At 58.5% G+C, this 24,668-nt stretch carries 14 protein-coding genes; 1 reads left to right on the plus strand and 13 read right to left on the minus strand.

Annotated elements, in window-relative coordinates; genetic code table 11:
* Positions 1-4: 4 nt before the first annotated feature.
* From PMI07_RS14160 to PMI07_RS14195, 8 genes are read right to left on the minus strand one after another with little or no spacing between them, the layout of a single operon-like run.
* Positions 5-1,420 carry a hypothetical protein gene (locus tag PMI07_RS14160; RefSeq protein WP_007760515.1) on the minus strand — a complete coding sequence of 472 codons (1,416 nt, stop codon included), beginning with the start codon at positions 1,418-1,420 and terminating at the stop codon, positions 5-7.
* Positions 1,417-4,425: a tetratricopeptide repeat protein gene (locus PMI07_RS14165; RefSeq protein ID WP_007760516.1), complete on the minus strand. Its 3,009-nt coding sequence runs from the start codon at positions 4,423-4,425 to the stop codon at positions 1,417-1,419. Before PMI07_RS14165 ends, PMI07_RS14160 begins: the two co-directional genes overlap by 4 nt.
* 4 nt (positions 4,426-4,429) lie before the next feature.
* Positions 4,430-8,179 (minus strand): right-handed parallel beta-helix repeat-containing protein, encoded by a 3,750-nt coding sequence (locus PMI07_RS14170; RefSeq protein WP_007760518.1) that lies wholly within the window; start codon positions 8,177-8,179, stop codon positions 4,430-4,432.
* A 12-nt stretch (positions 8,180-8,191) separates the two neighbouring features.
* On the minus strand, positions 8,192-9,163 hold the full coding sequence (locus PMI07_RS14175) for a hypothetical protein (RefSeq protein WP_155956460.1): 972 nt from the start codon (positions 9,161-9,163) through the stop codon (positions 8,192-8,194).
* Between the two features lie 44 nt (positions 9,164-9,207).
* A complete protein-coding gene (locus tag PMI07_RS14180; protein WP_007760524.1) occupies positions 9,208-10,698 on the minus strand; it encodes a sugar phosphate nucleotidyltransferase in 1,491 nt (496 codons plus the stop codon).
* 47 nt (positions 10,699-10,745) lie between these two features.
* Complete coding sequence (locus PMI07_RS14185) at positions 10,746-11,789, minus strand: PilZ domain-containing protein (RefSeq protein WP_007760528.1); 1,044 nt, start codon at positions 11,787-11,789, stop codon at positions 10,746-10,748.
* Positions 11,789-13,318, minus strand: a complete 1,530-nt coding sequence (locus PMI07_RS14190) for a glycosyltransferase (RefSeq protein ID WP_007760532.1) — start codon at positions 13,316-13,318, stop codon at positions 11,789-11,791. Before PMI07_RS14190 ends, PMI07_RS14185 begins: the two co-directional genes overlap by 1 nt.
* Before the next feature lie 6 nt (positions 13,319-13,324).
* A complete protein-coding gene (locus PMI07_RS14195) occupies positions 13,325-14,644 on the minus strand; it encodes a nucleotide sugar dehydrogenase (RefSeq protein WP_007760534.1) in 1,320 nt (439 codons plus the stop codon).
* Between the two features lie 821 nt (positions 14,645-15,465).
* On the opposite strand from PMI07_RS14195, the gene PMI07_RS14200 reads away from it, so the two are divergent.
* Complete coding sequence (locus PMI07_RS14200; protein ID WP_007760537.1) at positions 15,466-16,656, plus strand: alginate lyase family protein; 1,191 nt, start codon at positions 15,466-15,468, stop codon at positions 16,654-16,656.
* A 35-nt stretch (positions 16,657-16,691) separates the two neighbouring features.
* Here the strand turns inward: PMI07_RS14200 and PMI07_RS14205 are convergent, their stop codons facing one another.
* The 5 genes from PMI07_RS14205 to PMI07_RS14225 all read right to left on the minus strand — a co-directional run bounded on the left by PMI07_RS14205 (position 16,692) and on the right by PMI07_RS14225 (position 24,596).
* Positions 16,692-16,961, minus strand: coding sequence for a hypothetical protein (locus PMI07_RS14205; protein WP_007760539.1), 270 nt, complete (start codon positions 16,959-16,961; stop codon positions 16,692-16,694).
* 327 nt (positions 16,962-17,288) lie between these two features.
* Positions 17,289-19,052 (minus strand): polysaccharide lyase family 7 protein, encoded by a 1,764-nt coding sequence (locus PMI07_RS33590; RefSeq protein ID WP_007760541.1) that lies wholly within the window; start codon positions 19,050-19,052, stop codon positions 17,289-17,291.
* A gap of 523 nt (positions 19,053-19,575) precedes the next feature.
* Positions 19,576-20,781: a pyridoxal phosphate-dependent aminotransferase gene (locus PMI07_RS14215; protein WP_007760548.1), complete on the minus strand. Its 1,206-nt coding sequence runs from the start codon at positions 20,779-20,781 to the stop codon at positions 19,576-19,578.
* Between the two features lie 72 nt (positions 20,782-20,853).
* Entirely contained in the window at positions 20,854-22,491 is a 1,638-nt protein-coding gene (locus PMI07_RS14220) for a hydantoinase B/oxoprolinase family protein (RefSeq protein WP_007760549.1), read from the minus strand.
* A gap of 14 nt (positions 22,492-22,505) precedes the next feature.
* The gene (locus PMI07_RS14225) at positions 22,506-24,596 is read right to left on the minus strand and encodes a hydantoinase/oxoprolinase family protein (RefSeq protein ID WP_007760551.1); all 2,091 of its coding nucleotides are present in this window, start codon (positions 24,594-24,596) and stop codon (positions 22,506-22,508) included.
* Between the last annotated feature and the right edge of the window lie 72 nt (positions 24,597-24,668).

A 24,668-nucleotide genomic window follows, 5' to 3' on the forward strand; every position in this document is an offset into this window, starting at 1 on the left:
CTCTTCAATTGGACGTTGCCGCATTCTGGAAAATGCGTTCTGGGTAACGGCACAGTTTCACCGAGCCCGCCGATTTGGCCGCTCCCTCAATCTTGAGGCGAACATGGACAGGTGCATTCCGCGTCTCGCCGGGGAGCGCCTGATAAAGCTTGGCAAGTCCGCTCACGCGCGACGGGTTTTCGAAGGAAACGTTCTTCGCGGGACTATTGGCGTAGCTGTAGCTCGACTGGAATCCGGTCAGTGCTCTATTGGTGAAGGCGTAGACGAGATAGTGATCGGATGCCTTGCCAACCAACGCAGGCAGATCAAAATCAACCGTATCGGTCTCATCGAACGTCTTCTTGGCAAGCTCTAGTTTACCGTCGCAGTCACCGACAATTGCCGGAACGATTGCCTCGTCAACATAGTCCACACTTCGCAGCACCGACTGAAGGTCCGAGTATTCCCACACAAGTATTTCAGGCTTCTTGGCCAATCCATTGGCGTTCTGCGTCCAGCCGTAAATCGACTGCGTCAAACCACCGCCGGCAATAGAGAAGCCAGATAGATCGTGCTTCAGGGCCTCTCGAAGGAAACCGTTGAAGTTGAAATCCATCCGCTCATCCGTAAAGGACGTGCCGACGATATGGACGAGTTCTTGGCCTGGCGTGTCACCTTCAGTTAGCAGGGCATCCAAGTTATCGACATTGCGTTTGGTCGAATAGCCGGTGACGCTTTCCGTAGGGATCTTCTCTTGGCAAATCTCGTTGAGCGCTTTGCCCATATTGAAGCGTATCGGAGCGACTTTGCCAGTCAGTTCAGTCTTAAACTCAACGGTATCAGCAATCTCGCCCGCTAGGCCGCGGACCTTCTCGGCCAGAGCTTTGGCGACCACTTGAGCACCCTCCGGCGTCCAGTGAATATCCCGCTTCAAATAATAGGAATTCCAGTCGAAATCCGTTTTGGTGTCCTTGATTTTAGTAATGTCAACTGCATCGATCCCGACGTCGCGCAAGGACTGAACCATCGCTCGAAACTGCTCGGCTGAGAACGCCGGATCGTAGAACATGTCAGAAAATATGCCGCCATTGGGGATAAACGGCCCACCGGCGATGCCACGGGGCAGCATCGGCACCAAAATGAGGTGAATGCCTCGATAGCGCAGAGCATCGTTCACGTCCTTGAAGGCATCCAGCGTTTCCGCAGACAGCTCATACATGTTCTCCATGTCGCCTTCGCGGAAGAACCAGCCGCCATAACCTTGATACATCTTTACGGCGATCGAGGTCTGAGGAGACTTTTCCACGAGCCCCTCACACTTGTAGAGTATTTCGCCGGCCGACGCAGAAGCCACCGAAAGAGCGCAGGTCAGAGCTGCCATGCAGACCACGGATAAAACGCTCAATAGCCGCGCCGTGCTGAAGGATTTGGCTTGCATCATTTCGAAACTCCGGCACGGGCTTCCTTGACGTAGGAGTTTTTCAGACGCCGCGCGAACTGGCTCCCCAATTCCTCAGCGTGGTCGAGCAGGGAGAAGATCTCATCCTTGTTGGCGTCCTTGTCGCGACCGTAGAGCAGGACGGCTTTGCGCAGGATCATGTCCGGAACTTCGGCCGCAACGAGCGCGTTGAGCCAACGTTCGGCCTCGGGGTTCTGGTTGGTCGGATTCTTGATGAAATGGTAGTAGTAGAGCTGAATCATCGCGTCGGTGTTACCGAGCGCAGCAGCCTTCTCCAGCCAGGCAACACCCTTTTGCTCGTTCTGTACGGCCCCCGCACCGGCAAGATAACTCCGGCCCATCTCAGTCATCGCGGTGACGGACCCGTTGAGCGCAGCCTTGATGTAGTAGGCGAAAGCACGCGATTCATAGACGCGTGAACTCGGTCCCTTGGAATAGTTGCGCGCCAGCGCCAGCGCGCTACGGTTGGATCCCATGAAGGCCAGATCGCGATAGAGCGCTTCGGCCCGATCGCGATCCATCTCTACATCCTGGCCGAAATAATAATTTGTCGCGATGCTGTTTAGGGCTTCCTCATTGCCTAGTTCAGCCGCCTGCTTTGTCAGTTGGTCGGCCTTGGCGAAGTCCTTGGGCCTGTATTGGCCATTCAGGTATTGCCGGGCAAGGAACATACGCAGATTGCCGTTGGTTGGCAGATGCGGCAGCGCCCCTTCGACCGTGTCGATTAGATAACGGAAGCTCTCGTCGCCAACCGCCTTGGGATTGACGTTGACGGCGACGCGTGTGAGCGGCCCGCCTTGCCCACGTTCGGCGAGGATGTTGCACCAGCCGACCACCCTGCGGAAGTTTAACGCCTGGCTCGACGGCCATTTCTGGCGTAGCTTAAACGCGGCAGTGATCGCATTGACGTCACGCCGGTCGGCGAGTTGTGCCAGCCGCACGAGAATCGGTTCTGCAAAATCTTGGCTGAGGCCATCCTCCTGCGTTAGTTGCTGAACGAAGCCGAGTAGAGTGGCATCGTCGCCCTTGAAGGACACGACGACATCTTTCATTTGTCGATGCGCTTCCGCCGCATCCAGATTGCCGACCGCCCGCCTGACTTGAACCAAGAGAAAGCGGGCAGTCGGCAGTTCCAGCATTTCCGGCGTGTCCAGCAGGACCTCGGCCTTGTCGAACTGCTTGAGCGCGAAATCGATCTTGGCGAGCTGCACATTGCTTTCCGGCGTCAGGATGCGCGGATCGAAACTTGCATAGACATCGGCAAAACGCTTGAGCTTGTCGGCACGGCCGGTCGAAAGCGCGAGTCCGGCGGCATCCGGACCGGCGGCAAAATAGCGTTGCGACAGCGCATTCAGAAGCAGAGTGAAGCCGGCTTCCGGATCGGCTTCGAACTGTGGCGCGCCCTTGGCCAACAGCATGCCGTATTCCTTCATCGCCCACAGATTATGCTGGTTTGCCAGATCACGGACCTCGGCATAGTAGGGCGAATAGTTCAAAGTAACTTCGAGATCTTTCCGGACCAGCTTGGCAAGCGCCTCGCGCAGCTGGAGCTGCATCTCGGGCGAATCCGCATACTGCTGCTTCAGTCCCTCGTAGATCGACCGGGCCCGGCCCGACTCTTCCTTGACCAGACGCCCCTCGCGAAAGATATCACCGAGGATGAGGCCAACCGAAAGGTCGCCCGCGTCATAAGCGCTCGACAGTTCGGCGACGAGCTGCTCCGGCGCAATGGGCATATCCGCCGGTGTCGCATAGTTGCCGGCCTTCTCGGCGCTGACGACTATGCGAGCCAGACGACCGATGACCGACGATTTTCCGCCCTTCCAGATGTCCAGGTAGATCGGCAGGGCGTATTTTGCGATCAGGCTGTCCGATAGATTGATGCGGGCGAAGCGGTCGGCTACGACGAGGCGTTCCTGTCCCGCATCGGCGGCGCCGTCCAGCATGCGATCCATGGCAGCAGTGGCGCGGGCCAGATCTTTCTCGACATAGATACCCTGGTAATAGAGCTTGGCGATAAGGTAATTGGCTCGGTAACTTCCGGCCTCGTCGAGCATCGACACGGCCCACATGGAGTCCGCCTCGTCGAAGCCATAGACGTTCTCGTCAACCAAGTCGAGCGCGATAAGCTCGGCCGCGCGGCTTGAGCCACCGTCGACTAGCCTCCAAATCAGATGACGCAGTTTGTCCTTGCCGAGGCTGGAAAAAAGCGCGTTGCGGTTCTTTTCGATGATCCCGGCGGTGCTGTCGCTGCCGGCACCGGCGGCCAACCCCAGCAGCGAATTGAGCACATCGGGGTGCCGTTGCGCATCGAAGGAGGTCACATAGCGTCCGGCGAGGCGGATAATCGCATTGTCGTCGTCGAGCGCCGATAGGTTGGCCATCAGCAGCATCTGGCTACGCAATGTATCGACTTCGGGGGAGTTCTGGCGATTGAGCAGCAGAAGCAGCTCGAAAGCCGCATCAAGCGAACCCTTGGCCATCCTATCGCGCAGGGCCACCTCGGTGTCGGTCGCAATAACCTGTGCCTGTGCATCGACACCGGCCGGAGCCTGGGCAACAGGTTCGGCATGGTGCAACGCGGCGCGCAAGGCCTGTGCTTCGTCTTCGTTTATTGCACCACCCTTACGCAACAGCAGGTCGGCGAGCCCCGACGTCACCCTGGCATTGATCGTAGCATCGCCCGCCGCCAGCAGTCTGCGATAGACGGCGATGGCCGTGTCGATGTCGGCAACCCTCAGAGGGTTGTGATCGCTCGCAATCGTGCCGCGCGCTAGCAGTCGAGCATAGGCCAGGAGCGCGCGCGCCTCATTCGACCTCCTGTAGTCGGCGAGCGTTTTCTGCTCGGCCTGATAGGCCTTTTTTGCCTCGGCCGCCAACTGTCGCGGCATTTCGGACGCCGTCGTAGCCGACGCCATGGCAAGGATCACCACCGAAGACGCCAATGCGGCAAGTAGGAGGCGTGATTTTCTCGTTGCGAGATTCATCCTCTCACTCCCCTTGTTGCGCATTGAACGCGGCCGACTGCGGCGAGCCTGTGGCGTCGATACAATAATTGGTCGAGGCGTTGTCGGCCGCGAACTCCGGTTGCAGCGATTGCGGAGTGATGATGCCGTTCTTCGTCAGCGCGCACTGCTTCTCAACCGGAATGCGCGGCACGCAGACCGAGCGCACCAGCACACCCGTCTTCATGTTGCGCGTGACGACATGGAGCGCGAGCGGCTTGAGATCACCTGAAACGTAGCGAGGCAGTTGGTCGACAAACTTGTTGCCAAAAAATATTGCCTCGGACGCACCGCGGGTCATCAGGCCGACGCGGTTGTTCTCAAGCAGGTTATCACGAGCAGCCACCGTAGCGACCGGATAGTAAGGATCCTCGGCGAAGTCGCGGAATTCGCTTTGCGCTGCAACCTGCAGGTTGTCGATATAGGCTTCAATGCCGGCTGCCTTGTTCTGACGGATCTGGTTGCCCTCCACATGGACATCCCAGGAATTGCGTACCTTCACGCCAGATCGACCATTGCCGTAAAACATGTTGCTGTCGACGAGAGCGCAGGGGCTTTCCATAGCGGAGAACCCATCACCTTCGTTGCGGCTCGCATCATTGGCATAGACGATTGTACCATAGCTCTGGCGGTCGAGCATGATGCCGGACCCGTGATTCTCGAACGAGAGGTTGCCAAGGATGAAACTGTCGTCGACCTCTCGCGAGATGATGATGCCGTGCTTCTTCTGCGTCCCGTAGGCCGTGTTATAGGCCATCATCAGGTTCGTCGACCGATCGTGCGGGTCGAGGCCATAGATCACGCCGTTGACCAGTTCGTTGCCGACGAAGACGATGTCCTTTGCCTCGAAAGCGTAGAAACCGTAATAGAGGTTCTCGAACGAGTTGTTGATGAAATAGCCGGTTGGCGCAGCCGCCTGGACCTTGCGGGCGGCGGTGTCGGTCGAGCCGGAAGACAGCGACATGCCGTAGGTTCGGCCGCCGGCATAGCCCAGCGCGACGAAGCGGGAAGCGGCGGCAAGGGTCTCGCTGCCGCTCCAGCTGAGGATGAAGGGACGGAAGAAGATGCCCTTCTCATGGTCGTAAACATAGCTCGGCTGACCAGTCGTTACATCGACCGACGAGACAGTCACACCATCGAAATAGATCTTACCGCTGTTGACGATGAAGGCGCCGGCCTTGGTATTAAGCTTCAGCGACTTGATCTCTTGGCCGCTAACGACCAGCGAAGCACCGTCGTTGACGGCGAGCGGCACGTTCAGGGTAACCTCGTTGCCGTCCAACGAGATGGCATCTGGATCGGTCGCCCGCACCTGGGCGATGAGCTCGCTCATGGTCAGCACGCCTCGCGTGACGAAGATGATGCGAGGAACGGTCGATTCAGAATTAAGGTAGAGATATTCTCGGACGCCGAGGTTGATGATCTCGTCGAAGTGTTCGGATGAGAAGCGAATCAAGCGGGTCGCACGCGTCTCGCCGCGTTTGGAAACGTCGGCCAGCGCCTCGTTCGCCTCCCGCAACGGCGGCACGGGAATCCTCGACGTCACCGACTCTTGCCCAAGCAGCAGGTTGGGCATGAACGGCCGGCCGGCCGTCGGCAGGCTGTTTTCCTTCGATGAGGACAGGGCGATACGCCCATCGCTGATGGTCGAGGCTTCGCCGAAGTCGAGCGCATCGGGCGCGGACTTTGCCGGCGCGGTGGCGCTGTTCAGCCAGCCCTTGTCGTCCAGCACGCTGGCGCGGGCCTCGGCCAAGCGGCGGAACTCACTGACGCGTGCCTTGTAATCGGATACTGTCTTCACGCGGCTGGTCGCGACATCGACATTGCCGAAGATGGCGTCCGCCTCGCTAACGACGATCTTGCCGGCATCGGTAGCAGTGGCAAGCGAAGCCAAGGACCGGCCGCGCGCCGCCAGATAGCGTGCATAGCGCGCCAGTGCTTCGCCCCGCAGCTTGGAGGGCTCGGCCACCTGACCTATGGACGCAGCAAGGAGCGCCTGCCCTTCGCCCGAGGTCGCCGGCAACAGCTCGCCGATAGCGGCGACAAAGTCGGCACCACTGCCCTCAGTACCACGGAAACCGGCAAAGTCCGTCACTCCGAGCGCGATCGCTTGCCTAAGATCGGCATCGGCTCCGCTACGGACGAATTCGACAAGCAGTTCACGACGACTGGCATATTGCCAAAGCCTCTCCGCCACTTGCGACAGCAGGGCGATGTCGTCGCCGCTCGAAACATCGAGCTTCGAGAGAACCGCCGCATTCGGCAGCTCTCCGTTGAGCAAGCTGGCAGCAACCTGCAGAGCCTTCGTCGCCGCCGGCCCGCTTGTAATCGCTTTCGTTCCGATCGGCTGGTTGACGGGAAGGGAAAAGATTGTCCTGATGTCGGCACGCAGCGCCGTAACCTGCGAGATCTGCGCGCCAGGCCGTATTTCCTGTCCCTGCGCCAGGATAAACGCGGGATCCCGAACGGTTTCGATATCGCGGAACAATGCCACGACCTGCCCGTCGCTGAGCTGCAGCTGCTTCGACTTGACGGCACTGGCAACGAGCTGCACCAGGGCCTTCACGTAATTGTCGTAGCCGGCGACGGAGAAGCTGTGAATGAGCGCGAGATAGCTATCGACAGCCTGCGCCGGCGGCAGGGCCAGATTGACAGCCCTGTCGTAGCCCACCAGCGGCCGCTCTTCCCGGATGTCGGCCATGACTGCATCTGACACCTGCCGATTGCGCGTTGCCACATCCTTTTCTGCGAGGGTCAGGAGTTCGAAGGCACGCGTATCGAGGCTCAGCCGCGCCTGTTCGCGAAGCGCCGCGTTATCATGTCCAGCCTTGGCGCCATGCGCAACTTCTACAGCATCGACCCATGCCGGCATGATGAGGCTTCCAGAACCAGCGGCACTGTCACGGGCATGCCGGATGACGTCGACGTCGATCTGGTCGAACACCAGCCGGGCGAGTTCGAACTTTTCCGCACGCGGCGACATGCGCAGCAGATCGGTCAGCACCCGGAAGACAGCCGGGTCCGCGACCGCTCCCGCATTTGCGGCTGCAAGCTTCATTAGCTCCCGCCGATCAGCCGCGGAGGTCAGACCGTCGAAATAGAGCGGCAAGAAATCGACATAGATATCCAGGGCAAGTTCATTCAGCTTCGACTGAGCCAGCCGTTTGGCGAGATCGAGGCTGAGCTTGGCTGCGTCGATCCCGGACACGTAGTCGAGAATGAGCGTGTAACGCACCTTGAACGAATCCGGATCTGTCGTCTCCAGCAACTGGTCGGAACGGCCGATGAGGGTCTTCAGTGCGCGAATGCCGGCCTCGCGTGCCGACAGTCCTTGCGCAATCATCTGCTTGTGCAGCTCGGAGGCCACAATGGCCAGCCGGCTGCGCACATCGACGCCGGCGATCTGGGTTGCATGATCGAGGCTCTCGATGCGAGCCACTTCCCTGAAGATCTCGAAATAAGCGTCGAAATTGCGCGACTTCTCGTCATCGTGCAGGGCCTGCCAGCGCGTCAGCGCAAGCTGTGCCCCATATTTCAGGCTGTTCTCGGTGATTTCACGCTCACCCGGAGCGAGCTGATCCAACTGCGGGCTCTGCTCGCCGGCCGTCAATTCCTGCGCATGGACGGCGCGTAGGTTCATGTCCGTTGGCGCAATCGATAAGAGCATTGCCAAGGCAGTCAGGCCGATAAGGCCCATGACCCCAGGTGTTGCAATCAGTGTCAAGGAAGTGCGCATGCCATTCGATCCTTACGACAGCAGCGAGGAGACGGTCTTCAGCCACTGCGGTGACATCACCGAGGGGCTCCATACCGGCCGTTGGAACTTGACGATCACCGGTTCGTCGACAGGAACGTCAACGCCGTCCGAGATCCTGAGTTTGATTTCCGCGAGAGCCTTGCCGTCCTCGTCGGTGAAGACCTTGGTGCTGTTCACATAGTTTCGCGCATCGATCGGAACCAAAACGATTCGCCCTGATTGGGGGAACTCGATCCGGGCCTCTGCCGCGTTGAGGGCTGTGACCACATCGGACAGTTTCACATAGGCTGCAACATAGGGCCTTGCGCCTTTGTCCGAGAGGCGTACGATTGGTGTACCCTTGCGCACATAGTCTTGCGACGCGACAGCGTGAGCACTAATTTCACCGCCATTGCTGGCCTCAAGAAACTTTGTGTACTCCTGCGAGGTCTTCAGTGCGGCAAAGAATTCTCCCTTCGCCACCTTGCCGGCATCCTTGACATAGACAACCTGGCCCGCGGTATGGGAATCGAGCTCCGCGCCTGGTACGGCGACATAGGCCATCTGCGAGACGGCGCTCATGCTGCGTTGCGACATCAGCTGAAAGATTAGTCCGATCAATACGAGAGCGACTACGCCAAGGCCAGCCAGCTTGGCGGAACCGCCAAGGCCTGTAAAAGCACGGCGAACATCCGGTGGCACGCTGTCGGCGAACTGATGAGCAAAGGACGGATTGCGTCCCTTGTACCATCCGAGCACGCTGACCAGCCTACTATACTGCTCGCGCCCGCCGGTCAGAACGAGGTTAATCTCGTCGCCGGACTGCTCTGCGCGAACGAGGACATCTCCCTTCCAGGCCATCCCGCCCTTGACGATGGCGACGCGCGCAATGCCGCCGTAACCCAGGAGTTCCTGCGCCAAAGGCACGATCAGACCACTGGTACTCAGACCGAGCACGAGAAACATGCGGCCAGAAATTTCCACCGTTATATCCGCGGACGCGTTCATCTCGCTCGTACCCATTGCGTTCAGCCCAGACGAACCTTCGGTGCTTCGATCTCGGCCACCTGGGGGAACCAGTCGTCGATCTTCGAGTTGAGATCAGGGTCCTTGCGGACATAGGTGAACTCGGACAGCCCGAAAGCGTTGCGGATCGTCACCACCTGCCCTCTACTGAAGGAGACCGGATTGCCCGACACGAAGGGTGTGAAATCCCCGTCCACGCCGTACTCGGCACGCTGATCACCATGCAGGAACCAGGTCTCACGCTCGGCACCAGAGACTCGGTAAGTCACCGAGTTCTTGCCGTGGAGCGTCACGGCGCAGACTTGGCTGCCGTCGTAGGTGCGGTCAATCTTAACCGCTCCCCAACTCTTTAACGCGCTGCGAGTAAAGCTGACCTCCGGGGCATCTATCTTCTTCAGCGAGGCGACGATGTCCTTCACCCGCTGGGCCTGGGCCTTGGGCAGTACAACTATGGCATCCTCGCTGTCGATAACGATGATGTCCTCGATATGGCTCAGGACGACGCGACGCCCGGACTGAGCGTGCACGAGGCAATTGCGCGACTGCGAGACGAAACCGTCACCGCGCAGTACATTGCCGTTCTCATCCTTAGCGCTGATATCCCAGAGGGCCGACAGCGAGCCGATGTCTGCCCAGCCGATGTCGTCGCATGGTACAACAGCGACATTGGCGCTCTTTTCCAGCACCGCCGTGTCGATCGGAACGTCGTGCGGGCAGCGGGCGAAATCTTCGTCCGCCGGCATTAGCAGCGTATGACTGCCAAGGTTACGGGTCGTGCCGCCGGCGATTGAGGCCGCAACGGCTTCATAGACTGCCGGAGCGTGCCGCTTGAGTTCCTCGACCAGCACCGATGCGCGGAAGAGGAAGATGCCCGCGTTCCAGAGATATCCCATCTCGACGAACTGCTTGGCCCGCCCCAAGTCCGGCTTCTCCAGGAAGCCCCCTGGCTGGTCGACCAATGCGCCGACCTCCTCGCCGTTCACGACATGAGGCTCACCGGGACGGATATAGCCGAAGCCGGTTTCCGGTGCTGTCGGCACGATGCCAAAGGTGACGATCTTCGAGTTCTCGGCCAGCGGAACTGCCTTCTTGACAGCTTCCAGGAAGAGGGCCGGATTGTCGATGACATGATCTGCAGGCATGGCCAGCACGAGCGCATCCGCATCTCCCTGACTCGCGGCAACCGCAATGGCGGCAAGCGCCGCAGCCGTACCGCGCTGGAACGGCTCCAGAACGATACCGGCGAATTCCTGCTCCATCTGCCGCGCCTGGGCATTGACCATGTCGATGAAGGCGCGGCTGGTCAGCAGCCAGGGAGCCGAGAACATCGGATCGTTGACTCGTGCCAGCGTGTTCTGGAACAGGCTACGGTCGTCGACCAGCTGCAAGAACTGCTTGGGCATATTGCTGCGCGACAACGGCCACAGCCGCGTGCCGCTTCCGCCGATCATGATGGCCGGCGTTATTTTTGCAGGCTTTGTCGGTATGCTCATTGTCATGCCTCCGGCTTCGTCAGCGCAATGGATCTCAATCTTTCAATTCAGTGCCACGGCGCCGTGTCAAAGGTCGCCAGCACCGGCTGTCCGACCATGGACGGATCGAGGCTGCGACCCGGCTGCACCTGAATTTCAAGCTGTGTGGCGGTGTATTCGGTCACCTTGGGGATGGAGACGATGTCGACATTCTTCGCCTCGACGCCGTCGAGGTAGCTGAGCGAGATCTGCGGCTTCTCGGAGATGTTGGCGAGACGGCGGAACGGCACGCGAACCGACACGTAGAGATTCGCATCCTGGCGGACGAGAGAGAGCATCCGCCCGCCCGCACGGCCATAGGTCGAGCCCGGATGGTCGACTGACAAGAGATAGCAGTCGCATGCAGACAGAACCTCCACAGTCGACTTGCCGGCGGCGGCCGGCGTATCGAGGGTAATCGTCGCCAGACGGTCTCCCTGCTTCACCTTCTGCGGCAGATCGGCAAATTCGACCACGCCATCGCGTGGCTGATAGACGGTGACCGTCTCCGCAGCGATACTCGCCGAAACAGCCTCGAACGTGAACAGCCTCTTGTAGACGATATTGAACAAGAAGGAGAAAGCGGCCAAGCCGATGACGACGAATATCAAAAGCCCGAATATACGACCTGTAAGACCGTTCACGGTCGATGACGTCACACCGACCACCGCAGCCTTAGCATTTTCCACTTCTGCCATATGATTTCCCAACACGAAAATTTTTGAACCGCTTTGAACGACCCGCCCGGCGAGATAGAGGTCGGCGAAATGCGCCAAAGGCGCCGTCTTTTCCGCAGGGTCGAGAATCTGAAGGCCGGCGCGCCGTTCGTCTGTATTTACCCAAACGACGCGCGTATTGAGGGCCAGCTCGAGGCAGGAGCTCTCGGTTTCTATAAGCAGGGTCACGGCGAGGTGATCGCCTGGAGCCTGCGTGAGCGCGACCTCGGTGAGCCCGAGACCGGTCACCGACCAGTCGCATACCTCGATACGCTTTCCGTCGATTTGTGCCACCAGCGGCAATTTGAAGCGCGGGAACTCCCGTTCGCGACGCTTGGACACGGCAACCGCAGTCATCAAAACACCCTGTCAGTGATTTTCGGCAAGCGTTCCGGCGCTTCGTCCGTGAAATAGCTACCGAGATTGGCGAGGAAGACGAGAACTGACACAAAGACCAAGACGGCAACGGTATTGACCAGCCGGGACGACCACAACTTGAAGGCTGCGTCGAATCGGGAATCGGTCCGCTTGAAGGCAGTCTTCTGGCGCGTCCACTTCTGCCGGTCGAGCCGGAAGAAGATCAACACCTTCACTGCCGAGCCGAAGATCTGATTGAAGTAGAGCAGCGGGATATAAACCAGATTGATCGACGGACGCACGGTCAGGAAGGTCAGCGCCAAGATATATCGCGAGACGACGACCCAAAGGGCATAGAAGGCGGCCGTCCAGGGTGTGATCATGACGGTGCCAAGAATGGCGAGTGTGATGCCCGACAGGCTCGTCCACATCGACATGCGCTGATCGAGAATCGACCACCAAGTAAACGCGCCGACCTTCATCGGACCAAGATTAAGGGCGCGAGCATTTGTGCGCAGCATGTTGCCGAACCAGCGGGTCATCAGCACATAAGCGGAGCTAATGAAGCTCGGGCTCGGCGGCTGCTCGATGGTCTCCACCTGAACGTCCGGCACGTAATACATGTTGTAGCCGTTTTTCAGCAGCCAGAACCAACTCGACTTGTCATCACCGGTGAGCATGCGGATTCGACCCAAGCGCCAATGGTCGATATAGTCGTTCTGCACGTGATCGATGAAATCCGGATCGCAGGCGAGCCACGCGCGGAACATTGACATGCGTCCTGTCAACGTCAGCACGCGCCCTGCAAGACCATGCGACGACATCAGAATCTGCCGCTGTGCAAAGCGCATCGAGTACCACTGCTTGAAGATTTCCGCACCCTCGACGGTGCACACCTCATCGGTGGTCAGCGCTCCCAGGTTCGGATTGATCAGAAACATGCAGGCACAACGCTCGACGAGATCGGGCGGCACAATGCTGTCGCCGTCGATCACCGAGACGGTATCGTCGCCAGCCGGGTTCAATGCCGCGATGGCACGAAAGCCGGCAGCCAGGGCATCGCGCTTGCCCGTCCCGGCAATGCGCACGATTTCCAGCCGGAACGGCAGGCTGTCGCCATACATCACTTCGGCAAGGCGGCGAATGAGGCGCTCGTCGCCGATTTCAACGATCGAGCAGACGATCGTTGCGCCAGCCGGCGCATTGGCTGCCGCGACGAAAGCGCCACGATAGACCTTGGTAGTCGTCGGGGCATCGATCCTGAAGCTCGTGATCAGGAAGTAGGCATGCCCCAACCCTTGCACTTTCGCCGCCGCTTCGGCTACCCGACGCATCGCCGGGAACCGGACCAGCCGGAACCAGACGCTACGCAGCAAATGAAGCAGTCCCCAAGACCACCGCCACAGCCCGATAACGCCGACCACCAACGCGGCATCGCGTGCCTTCTCGTCGAACGCCTGCTGCGGCAGCAGCGCTGCACACACCCCCAGCAGTAGGACGAAAACGATGTGCTTTAGGACCCCCAGCATCAACGTTTACCAGACGAGACCTTCGTAGTGCACACCTGACGGCATCTCGACGGGGATACGGACGAGGTCAATGACCTTGACGCCTTCCCGCGCCTTCTTCAGCGCATCCTTGGTGCCCTGGCCATTGATACCGACCACGATGGCTTCACTCTCCGAGACGACTTCGTCCGGCGACGAACGCATGAAGCCGGCCAGGTGCGAGATGAAGTTCCTGCCGCCATGATCGTTGACCGAGACGTTGGCGTCATAGATCGATAACTCGTAACCCTTACCCATCAAGCGTTCGGCCAGAAGTACCAGCGGGCTCTCACGCAAGTCGTCGGTATCCGATTTAAAGGTCAGGCCGAGAAGGCCGACCTTCTTGGCACCAGAACGATTGACGAGGCGGAAGGCGCGATCGAGTTGGTACTGGTTTGCCTCGACGGTTGCGTCGAGGACTGGCGTAGACACGTTCTGCATCTTGCCGAAATGGCGCAGCGCACGAAGATCCTTCGGAAGGCAGGAGCCGCCATAGGCAAAGCCGGGCTTCATATAGGCTCGAGAAATGTTGAGTCGCGTGTCAGCGCAAACAACATCCATCACGACGTGGCTGTCGATGCCAACGGACTTGCAGAGATTGCCGATTTCGTTGGCGAAGGAAATCTTCACCGCATGCCAGCAGTTGTTGGTGTACTTAACGATTTCGGCGCTGCGGATCGGGATGACATGCGGCTTTATCTCGACCGAGGCGCAGAGGTCATGCAGGGCCTGAATAGTTTTCTCGTCGCCTTCGTACTGGCCAAAGACGATCGCACCTGGGCTGTAGTAATCGGCGATCGCCGTGCCTTCGCGCAGGAATTCCGGATAGTAGGCCAGACCGAAATCAACCCCGACCTTTTTGCCAGAGGCGCCTTCGAGGGTCGGGATGACCACAGCCTCGACCGTGCCTGGAAGGATCGTCGAACGCATGACGATCATATGGAAATCGCTCTTGTCACGCAACGCAACACCGATCTGCTCGCAGACCAGCTTGACATAGCTCGTGTCCAGCGAACCATCTTCACGGCTCGGCGTACCCGGGCAGCAGAACGACATATCGGTCTCGTTAATCGCGGCGATATAGTCGCTTGTTGCGGTCAATAAGCCGTTCTCGACGCCCGTTTCGATCAGGTCATGCAGACCCGGTTCGTAGATTGGAGAGCGACCTTCAGAGATGCACTTGACCTTGTACTGGTCTGGATCGACCGCCACTACTTTGAAGCCATCTTTTGCAAGGCATCCAGCCGAAACGGCTCCAACATAACCCGCACCAAAGATACTTACGCGCCAATTTTTCTTGCCCACCACTGCACCCTTTCCCGCAATTTTCGATCAATAAAGAATAGAAATGTCGCCTTCCTAGCCGCCGCAACAAACTCAAATAAATCTATATGTTGCACATGCGAAGAGCGCCCCTTTCGATGTTGCAATACAGCATATTTTTATGACGTCAACATAACGGGTCTCAGTTATCAACGTGATCAAAAGCCTATATTTGCATCAAAATTAGTCACACTCATTTCGAGCCAATATTACGCAACTCTATTTATATGCATGATCTCACCGTCAGGATTTTATTAACAATATCAACATGTTATTATATGATAAAAATATATGCATGCGGCGCACAATTTTTGTGTATCGCAGCATTAACGGAAATTGGATTTATGTGAGTTCTGGGACGACTGAGGCAACGGCGCAACGCTTCGTCAACGGCACCATGGAGAGAGAATCGGCAAGCGCCACACGCAACAGGCATAGGCGCTCTGCGGCCGGCAACGCCAAGTCGAACTCTGCAACAAGGCGCGTGTCTGCCCGCGACCTACGCACGCGTCGAAGCACGACGCCATCCCCCACACAGTTAGCATCGCAACCCGAACTTTGCCGCCGCACAGTTCGTGATGACTAATCACATAGGGAGAACACTCAAAAAAGGGCGCATTGGGCGACGCCCAAAGCGAAGGACTTCTCACAATTAATTTTCACTTAATTCATTCCATAAAATATAATTTATGTAATCAATACACGGTACACCAAATAAAAATTGGGTTTCCTAAAATTTTATACGCTATAAAAACGGAATGTTGCTTTATAGACCCTATTATCCCCCATAAATACGGGAGATAATTATGAGAATAAAAACATTTCAGGCCGGAACTATTATTGCGATCAACATATTCTCCACCACCATCTGCGCTGCTCAAGAAGCGGCAACCATGCCTGAGGCAGTCACGATTCAGTCGCCCAGCAACACTTCGGAGAGGGCACAGACCCTATTCTCAAATCTGCGTAGCCACTTTTTTGGCGCCTCTGACTTGCAGGATGCAACTGCGTCAGCTGCCAGCGCAGAAGCGACAGCGGCTGTACCCCCGGAGAAGGACTATACGATCCAAACAGGCAGTATTTCGCCCCTTCCCACAGCCAACGGCTTCGGCAGTGGAACATCCGGCACGGAACCCGAGCAAGTTCCTCTCTGCGTCAGCATTCCGGCACCGCCGGCAACGCTACAGACGCAATCGAAATACAAGGCTGACGACAACTCGAAATCCTCGATCGATGATGATGCCTTGGCCGCCCGTGATAAGACCGTACAGCCAATTCGCAATTCCATTCGCCTGCTGACCAACATTGCCTATACCGAATCGAACAGTTCGTTAATTGCCCAGGCGCGGGCAGAATGCGTGCTGCACAATGTCGATCGCTGGGCGTCCGCGAACGCGTTGACCGACATGCGCACGGTTGACGCCTATCTTAGCCGCGACCGTTGGGTGGCGGAAATTGGACTTGCGGTTGAATCCGCCAGCAAACGTGTTGAGCTCTCCAGCGAGCGCAAAGCGCTTTACTCGACATGGTTCAGCACACTTGCCCGCGACACCATCGACGCTTACTCGTTACGTCTCGGCCCGAAGTCGAAGACGAATAACCACCGCTACTGGGCAGGCCTGTCGGTTACTGCGATCGGATTCGTTCTCGACAACTCGGATTTCAAGGCATGGGGCAAAACGAGTTTCGAGATTGGCGCTTGCCAAGTCGATGATCGCGGCTTCCTGCCGGCTGAGCTAGCGCGCGGAGAGAAAGCGCTGGACTACCATGTCTATGCGTTGCGCCCGCTGGCGGCCATCGTCAAACTCGCCGCGGACAACGGTGAGCCGCTTCAATCAAAATGCCTCGACAGATTCAAGCGTCTCACCGCGATGACGCGTGACGCTTTACGGGATCCCACGGAATTCGAACGTGTCGCCGGTCAGCGCCAGGCAGCGACTTCCCCGGAAACCAGCTATTCTGCGGCATTAAAGCTCAACACACTTCCACTATTGTGAGATGGGCAAGCCTTCAGGACGCTAAATCCGCCGCATCAGTTGCGCGTTGGTGAAGCGGATAGAAGTTCGATTGGCGTGGCATCGCGCCATCTCTTCTGATCCAAAATGGAAGCGCCTGCAGTCGCGGTATTACCCAAAAGTAAAGCCCGGGAAATCGCCGCCTTCATGCCGTCGGGGCCGAGCTTGGCAAACCGAACCATGTCCATACCAAGTGCGGCGCTCACTTGATCGATATGTCTCGGAGCCGCGAGATTTTCAATATCGGCAAGCGCATCCTTCAAAATTGCTCTTTGCTGAACGTCCACAGGATCCTCCCATCCTTTTTCGTAAGCTGATTTTCCCTATTCAATAGAAATGTTGATAGCTTGATTTTCGATTCTGACACGAATGGAAAGATCCCACAACCGTTTGCATTATGTAATATTAATCGAACTTCCGAATATTAAAACCGCGACTTCATACGGAAAATGGCAAGTGGTACTAGATCGAAAGGCGCATCATGGCCGTAGATACCTCTACGCCAGCAAGCAATACGTGATCCCCTTTTGACTTAACACCCCAGATTTACAGCTCGCGCTTTGTGCGGTGGCGAGCTTGCGGGAGCAAACAGTGCGAACGAACAATCTTGTCCGTCAGAGGATAAAGTCAATGCTTTGAAGCTCAACGACGCCATCGACGTGGATCGAGAAATCCGCGGCCCCATCGCCATTGATATCGCCATAAATATAGGTCTCCGACCCGGTATTGACGTAACGCAATTCGCTGACTTGCTCCGAAAACGCGTTAGTCCCAATGAAATCGAAGGCTTGACCGCCATTGACGGTAGGGTTGGCGTCGATCCCGCTAAGATTGATGATATCGCCGTCAGCCTCAGAAAACTGGTAGATGTCATCACGGCCGCCGGAAGTTAACGTCGATGGATCGAGCCAAGTGAAGACGAAGGTGTCGGCGCCCGTCCCACCGTAGAGGTTATCAGCGCCTTCGTCGGCATAAAGCCGGTCGTCGCCAGCCCCTCCGTAGAGCGTGTCGTCGCCGTCGCCGCCTACCAGCTTGTCCGATCCGGCGTCACCGTAAAGCTTGTCATTGTCGCTGTAACCATAGAGCGTATCATTGCCATCTGCCCCAACCAACTTGTCAGCGCCGCCCTGACCGATGAGCACGTCATCACCACCCTGGCCGTAAAGCCGGTCGGCACCCTCCCCGCCATAGAGCTTATCGTTATCCGCACCGCCGCTGAGGATATCATCGCCCTCGCCTGCGACGATGGTGTCTTCACCGGCGTCGCCGCTCAGGTCATCGGCCCCTACTCCACCATAGATGGTATCGTCTCCTTCGCCGCCGGTGATCCTATTCGCGCCAGCTTCGCCCTTGAGCGTATCGTTACCGGCACCGCCGTCGATCGTATCATCACCGTCGCCGCCATAGACGACATCATCGTCCGCCCCCGCGAAGATCGTGTCGGCGCCGTCCTGTCCCAGCAGCTTGTCAGCACCAGAGCCACCAACCACCCTGTCGTCGCCAGCACCGGCGCGAACTACGTCGTTACCGCCATAACTGTAGATGACGTCAGCGAGCGTACCACCCGTTAGCACATCATTGCCGATCGTACCGGTTGAATCTACCGAATAGGTGCTGGAATCGTCATTGGCTGTCGCTGTGCTCACCAAGCCGTCCAGCCCCTCGCCTGTTTCATGAGAAAAATCGAAGCCATAAAATGATACCTGACCGGCACCGGTACTGTTCGTCTCATTGTTTCCAAGATAGGCGCCTGCCTTGAAATAGAACTGTTCGCCATCCCAGGCCGAGCTGACCGTTGTGACCGACGTGTAAGTGTCCCCGTCGGCGTAGACGATGACCGTCAGTGTGTCTCCGTGAACATCAATCTTGTAGGAGAACTGATCACCAAGGGAAATTTGCGGCGTGTCGCCGCCCGCATTGGTGAGCGCGAATTTCAAGGAATCGTTGCCATCTCCACCTTTGTCGCTCTTGAAGTAGACTTCACCGTCCTCCCAATAGAGCCTGACCAGTTCGTCCTCCGAACCATGAATCTGGCCGACGACGATGCGCCCCTCCGCGCCGTTCGTCGTGTGCGGCGCCTCGTCGATCTTCAAGGTCGCAGTCATCGTGCCTCCTTCATCCAAAGTCCAGGAGGCTAAAGAGTGACCATTCATCTCGCGCAGCTCCGACCTTGCGCAGGTTGTACCCTTGGTCAAGGCACCTTCGGTGATCGCACGAAACACCATCGCACCATCGTCGGCTGTGTAGAAATAAGACGAATGTTCGAAGCCCGAAAGATCCAAGATCTCCAAGGCCGTGCCAATGGTTCCACCGTCCTCGTCGATCGGTAGGCAGAGTTTCCAGCTCGTTAAATCGAAATTATCGGAGTTTGTCGCCACGAACTTGTCCTCAAACTGAGATATTATCTTGTGTCATTGGGAACTTGAATCGCTATCTGAACGCCACCTCCAGGTGGTGCCGGTCTTAGCAATCACCTGACAACCCGTTTCCAAACCTTCACTCGGGACGCCTCCATTAACCTGATATGCGTCTCGCCGTTCACGGCCGGATATTATGTAAACCAAAGGCAGCTAGGCTGGATGTTTTCCGCTGAGCGGTGCCTGAAGATGACTTTCCGACTGGTCCTGCCGCTACCATCTCCGCGTCGCTCCTCGAAGGACTGTGGGTCGATGATCCATCCAAAAAATTAACAAACGAATTCAGCGATCGCAAAAAAGTTAACGTTTCAGGGATTGGGATGCAGTACACGGCCCTTTCCAGGGCGCTGTTGCGAATATCCCGGGTGGTTTGCGAGATCCCCGTGTTCTCCGCTGTCAAGCGGCCTGACCCTCGAGATTCCGAGCGATCAGGACTACGGCTCGGTCCGATGCAGAAAGCACGTTCAACGATGCGGGCTTGCACTCAGGCTTTCAGTGACTGAACCATGGCGGCCAGCCGGTCGCAGGCGCCCTCGAGCTCACTGTCGGATGCCGCAATCGACAGGCGGATGAAACCGGGAGCACCGAAGGCCGCGCCGGGTACACTCGACAGGCCGAACTGCTGCAGCAGGTGAGAGGCAAAGGCCGTATCGTCGTGTATTACATCCCCTGTAGCCGTCTTTCGGCCGAGCAGCCGGTGAATACCGATGAAGGCATAAAAAGCGCCATCCGGCGGCGTGAAGTCGAGCTCATCGATCTGAGCCAGACGATCGGCCATGATCTTCGCGCGGCGGGCGAAGATCATGGCTCCCCTGCCGACGAAATCCTGATCTCCGGTCAGAGCAGCGAGCGCGGCCGCCTGGGTGACCATCGACACGCACGAAACACTCTGGGACTGTATCTTGGTGAGCGCGGAAATGAGCGTCTTCGGCCCTGCCGCATAGCCCAGGCGCCAGCCCGTCATCGCATAGGCCTTGGAAACGCCGTTGACGATCAGCGTCCGGTCCCGCAACTCCGGGCAGGTTTCGGCGAAGCAAACAAAGGAAGTATCCTTTAGCAAAACATGTTCGTAGATCTCGTCGGAAACGACGAGAACGCGTGGATGGCGGGCTAGCACGTCTGCCAGTCGGCGATATTCGTCTGCCGTATAGATCGCGCCGGTCGGATTGCACGGAGAATTCAGCATCAGCCAGCGGGTCTTCGAGGTGATCGCTGCCTCCAGTTGCTCCGCGGTCATCTTGAAGCCGGCCTCTGCCCCGCAGCCCACCCAGATCGGTTCACCGCCATGCAATGACACGATGTCACCATAGGAGACCCAGCAGGGCGTGGGAACGATCACCTCGTCACCTGGCTCCAGGGTTACCAGGAAGAGGTCGAACAGGATCTGCTTGGCGCCATTCGCGACGATTACCTCGTCGAAGCCGTAATCCAGTCCGTTCTCGATCTTGAATTTGCTGATGATCGCTTTGCGCAGGCTTTCCGTGCCGGCCGGAGCGCCATACCGAATGCCGCCCTTGCGGATCGCCTCGGCCGCCGCCGCCGCGACATGCGCAGGCGGCTCGAAATCAGGTTCGCCAAGCGAAAGATCGATAATGTCGCGGCCTTCCGCCACAAGTTTCTTTGCTGCCATCGCAATCGCCATGCTTGGCGACGACTGTATGCCCGCAGCACGGCGGTTCTCGAACGTCATCCCTGGTTTTTCCTTGCGCTGACGAAGTTTAGAGGCCGGGCTAGACGTCACCTCGCCCGGCTTCTGGGAGGATCACTTGGCGACGACGTAGTCGAACGCGCGGTCACGCTGAGCGGCATCCGGATCACGCTTTTCGGACGGGCCATAGCCGCCGCCGCCGGGAAGCTGCAGGATCAGCCGTCGTCCGGCCGGCACATGCTGGCGCCCCTTGGATGCAAGACGGGTGCCGTCGTCGAGCAGCACGGCACCGGCTGCGCCGTTGTTGCCGCCCTCGCGGCCGCGAGGGGGATGGTCGATGCGATCGAACATGGCGTTGAAATGCATCTCATGACCATCGGTCGGAGAGATTTCCACGACCTGGCCGAGACCGCCGCGGAACTGTCCGGCACCACCGGAGCCGTCGCGCAGTTCCTTGCGCCAGAAGATCACCGGGCCGACATGCTCGGTGGCCTCGATCGACATCGAATGCACGCCGCTTGGGAACGCCGTGGCGCTGAGACCATCGAGCGTGGAACGGGCACCGGTACCACCGCTGTTGAACAGCAGGACTTCGGCACGTTGGCCACCGTCTGCCGGCGCCTTGTCGCCTTGCAGCGGGCGCACGCTGACGTGTAGGTTCCACAAGGCACCTGCCCCCTCCGCCGGCACTTTGCCGGGCAGCATCTTGTGCACGGCGCCAAGCACCGCATCGGGCACCAGATGGCCGAGCACGTGTCGCACCGAAACCGGCGCCGGGTGCTGAGCATTGAGGATGCAGTTCTTCGGGGCCGTCACGCGGAATGGCAGTAGCGACGCGTGGTTATTGGGGATTTCCGGTGCGATTGAGCATTTCATGCCGTAGCAGGCATAGGCGGCCGAATAGATGATCGGGCAGTTGATGCCCTTCGGGCTTGGCGGTGACGTTCCCTCAAAATCAGCGAGGATATGGTCCTCTGCCACGTCGAGACGCACAACGATATCTACCGGCGACCCGTACCCATCGACGCGCATACTGTTGGAATAGGTGCCCTTCGGCAGGGCCGCGATCCGCTCGATGGTGGCATCATAGCTGCGCTTGAAGATGAATTCGCCCAGCGTCTCCAGATCCGCGAGTTCGAACTCTTCCATCATGTCCATCAGACGGCGATGACCGATCTCGTTACAGGCCGCCAGCGAATAAACGTCACCGACCACCTGGTGGCTTTCACGCACATTGTTGTGCAGGATGTTGACAAGATCCTTGTTGACCTTGCCGCGCTCGGCGAATTTCATGATCGGAACGAAGATGCCCTCTTCATAGACCTCGTTGGCATCCGGGCCGAAACCACGACCGCCGACATCGACGACGTGCGCCGTGCAGGCGAAATAGCCGACGAGCGCGCCCTTGCGAAAGCTCGGCGACACGACGGTAAAGTCGTGCAGGTGGCCGGTCCCCTTCCACGGATCGTTGGTGATGTAGACATCGCCTTCGAAGATGTTCTCAGGCCCGATGTCGCGGATGAAGTGGCCGACGGCCTCCGCCATGGCGTTGACATGGCCGGGCGTACCCGTCACGGCCTGGGCAATCATCTTGCCACCGCGATTGAACACGCCAGCAGAAAGGTCCCCCGACTCACGCACGCTGGTGCTGAAGGCGGTGCGGATGAGGGTCACGGCCTGCTCTTCGACGACGGAGATCAGCCGGTTCCACATGATCTGCATATGGACGTCAGAAAGTGCATTGGTTCTCATGATCTGTCCTTCGTTCAAGCGGTCTGCTTGACGCATATGAGCAGGCAGCCATCGGCCTGCATGATAACTTCGCGGCTCGCGGTGATGATGGTCGAGGTCTCGCGTTCGGTGATGACGGCAGGGCCGGCAACCCAATCGCCCGGCCTCATGTCCTGGCGCGAAACGATCAAAGCCTTCTGGAAGCGACCTTCCTGGACATCGAAAATGTCGCGGGTGCCGCGCACATTTGCGTTCGCCACCTTTCCGGTCCTGCCGATCCTGTCCGGCGGTGCGACCTTGGAAGTCGCACGCAACGACCAGCTGACGATCTCAACGTCGAGACCTTCGATGACGCGGCCGAAGAAATGTTCGTACTGCTCGTCGAACAGCGTGCGGAACAGGACACCGTCGGCATCGACGTAATCGCGCACCGCAATGGTGATCGGCACTTCCCAGCCCTGGCCGACGTAACGCATATAGGCCGTGCATTCGAGAACGGGGTCCGCATCCGGCGCACCGGAACGTACGAAGGATGTGGCTTCCGCGATCAGATCCGCGATCGTCTGGTTGATCGCTCCCGCATCGAAACGACTGAGGCGGCTATAGGCGCTGCGGACGGATTCGAAGCCGAAGGGCGCACGCAGGAAGCCGATCGCCGAACCGACGCCGGCCCCCGGCGGGATCAGCAACCCCGACATGCCGAGCTTTTCGCAAAGGCGGGCGGCATGAATGGGGGCAGCACCGCCAAAGGCGATCATGGTGAACTCGGAAAGCTCCTTGCCATTTTCCACCGCATGCATGCGGGCGGCATTGCTCATGTTCTCATCGACCACTTCGCTGAGGCCGTAAGCGGCCGTCACCACATCCGTATCGAGCCTTGCCGCGATGTCCGCATGCATGGCCTTCTCCGACGCAGGCCGGTCGAGTTTCATCACGCCACCGGCGAATTCGTCGGCATCGAGGCGACCCAGGATCAAGTCGGCGTCGGTGACGGTCGGGTTTTCGCCACCGCGACCATAGCAGGCAGGGCCCGGCTCGGAACCAGCACTGTGCGGGCCGACGCGGATCTGGCGCATGCTGTCGACGGTCGCGATCGAACCGCCGCCGGCACCGATTTCGACCATCTCGATGACCGGGATGGAGATCGGCATGCCGCTGCCCTTCTTGAACCGCCAGGTGCGGGCGACCTCGAAAGTCTTCGAGGTCTTCGGCGTCAGCTTTTCGATCAGGCAGATCTTGGCGGTCGTTCCACCCATGTCATACGAAAGCACCTGGTCGAGACCATAGCTGCTGGCAATGTAAGCGGCGAAGATCGCGCCACCGGCCGGACCGGATTCGAGCAGGCGAACCGGAAACTCCACCGCGCTCTCGACACTGATGATGCCGCCGCCGGAATGGATCATGAAGACCGGGCAGCCTGTACCCTCGTCCGACAGCCGCCCGACGAGACGGTTGAGATAGGATGCCATCAGTGGCTTGACGAAGGCGTTGGCGCAGACGGTGTTGAAGCGCTGGAATTCGCGCATCTGCGGCGAAACTTCAGACGAAATCGAGACTGAGAGGTCCGTTTTTTTCGCCAGAAGCCGATCACGCACGGCCTTCTCGTGAGCGCCGTTCAGATATGAGTGGATGAAGCCGATTGCGACGCTTTCAAAGCCGGCCGCAATGATGTGTTCGCAAAGAACATCAACTTCGGCAAGGTCCAGCGCCTTCAGCACCGAGCCGTCGGCCCCGATACGCTCGTCGATCACGAAGCGCTCGTTGCGCGGGACGAGCGGCGCCGGCAACACAATGTCGAGATCATATTGCTCGAAGCGGCTTTCGGTGCGCATTTCGATGACGTCGCGAAAACCCTTGGTGGTGATGAAGGCGGTGCGGGCGCCGCGCCTTTCGATCAGGGCGTTGGTGGCGAGCGTGGTGCCGTGAATGATCGTGTCGATGTCGGAGAGCTCAACTCCCGCTGCCTCCGCGACCTGGCGGATCCCCTTGACGATCGCATTTTCGGGAAAGGAATAATCGGTCAGTACTTTGATCGAATGGAGCGCGATGCCCACCTCCATCGCAACGTCGGTGAAGGTACCACCGATATCCACGCCGACCCTGATCAGCTTGCCGTCTTTCGCCATTTTCTAACTCGTGCTCCGTATGAGAGCTGTTGCCACGCCGCGCCCGGAAAGGCTCAATTTCGACGTGCAGCG

Source organism: Rhizobium sp. CF080 (assembly GCF_000282095.2).
Classification (GTDB): Bacteria; Pseudomonadota; Alphaproteobacteria; order Rhizobiales; family Rhizobiaceae; genus Neorhizobium.

Coding starts and splice junctions, on each gene's coding strand:
- PMI07_RS14165 (WP_007760516.1), bottom strand. CDS start 4,425: ATGAATCTCGCAACGAGAAAATCACGCCTCCTACTTGCCGCATTGGCG.
- PMI07_RS14160 (WP_007760515.1), bottom strand. CDS start 1,420: ATGATGCAAGCCAAATCCTTCAGCACGGCGCGGCTATTGAGCGTTTTA.
- PMI07_RS14185 (WP_007760528.1), bottom strand. CDS start 11,789: ATGACTGCGGTTGCCGTGTCCAAGCGTCGCGAACGGGAGTTCCCGCGC.
- PMI07_RS14200 (WP_007760537.1), top strand. CDS start 15,466: ATGAGAATAAAAACATTTCAGGCCGGAACTATTATTGCGATCAACATA.
- PMI07_RS14170 (WP_007760518.1), bottom strand. CDS start 8,179: ATGCGCACTTCCTTGACACTGATTGCAACACCTGGGGTCATGGGCCTT.
- PMI07_RS14220 (WP_007760549.1), bottom strand. CDS start 22,491: ATGAGAACCAATGCACTTTCTGACGTCCATATGCAGATCATGTGGAAC.
- PMI07_RS14215 (WP_007760548.1), bottom strand. CDS start 20,781: ATGACGTTCGAGAACCGCCGTGCTGCGGGCATACAGTCGTCGCCAAGC.
- PMI07_RS14180 (WP_007760524.1), bottom strand. CDS start 10,698: ATGAGCATACCGACAAAGCCTGCAAAAATAACGCCGGCCATCATGATC.
- PMI07_RS14190 (WP_007760532.1), bottom strand. CDS start 13,318: ATGCTGGGGGTCCTAAAGCACATCGTTTTCGTCCTACTGCTGGGGGTG.
- PMI07_RS14225 (WP_007760551.1), bottom strand. CDS start 24,596: ATGGCGAAAGACGGCAAGCTGATCAGGGTCGGCGTGGATATCGGTGGT.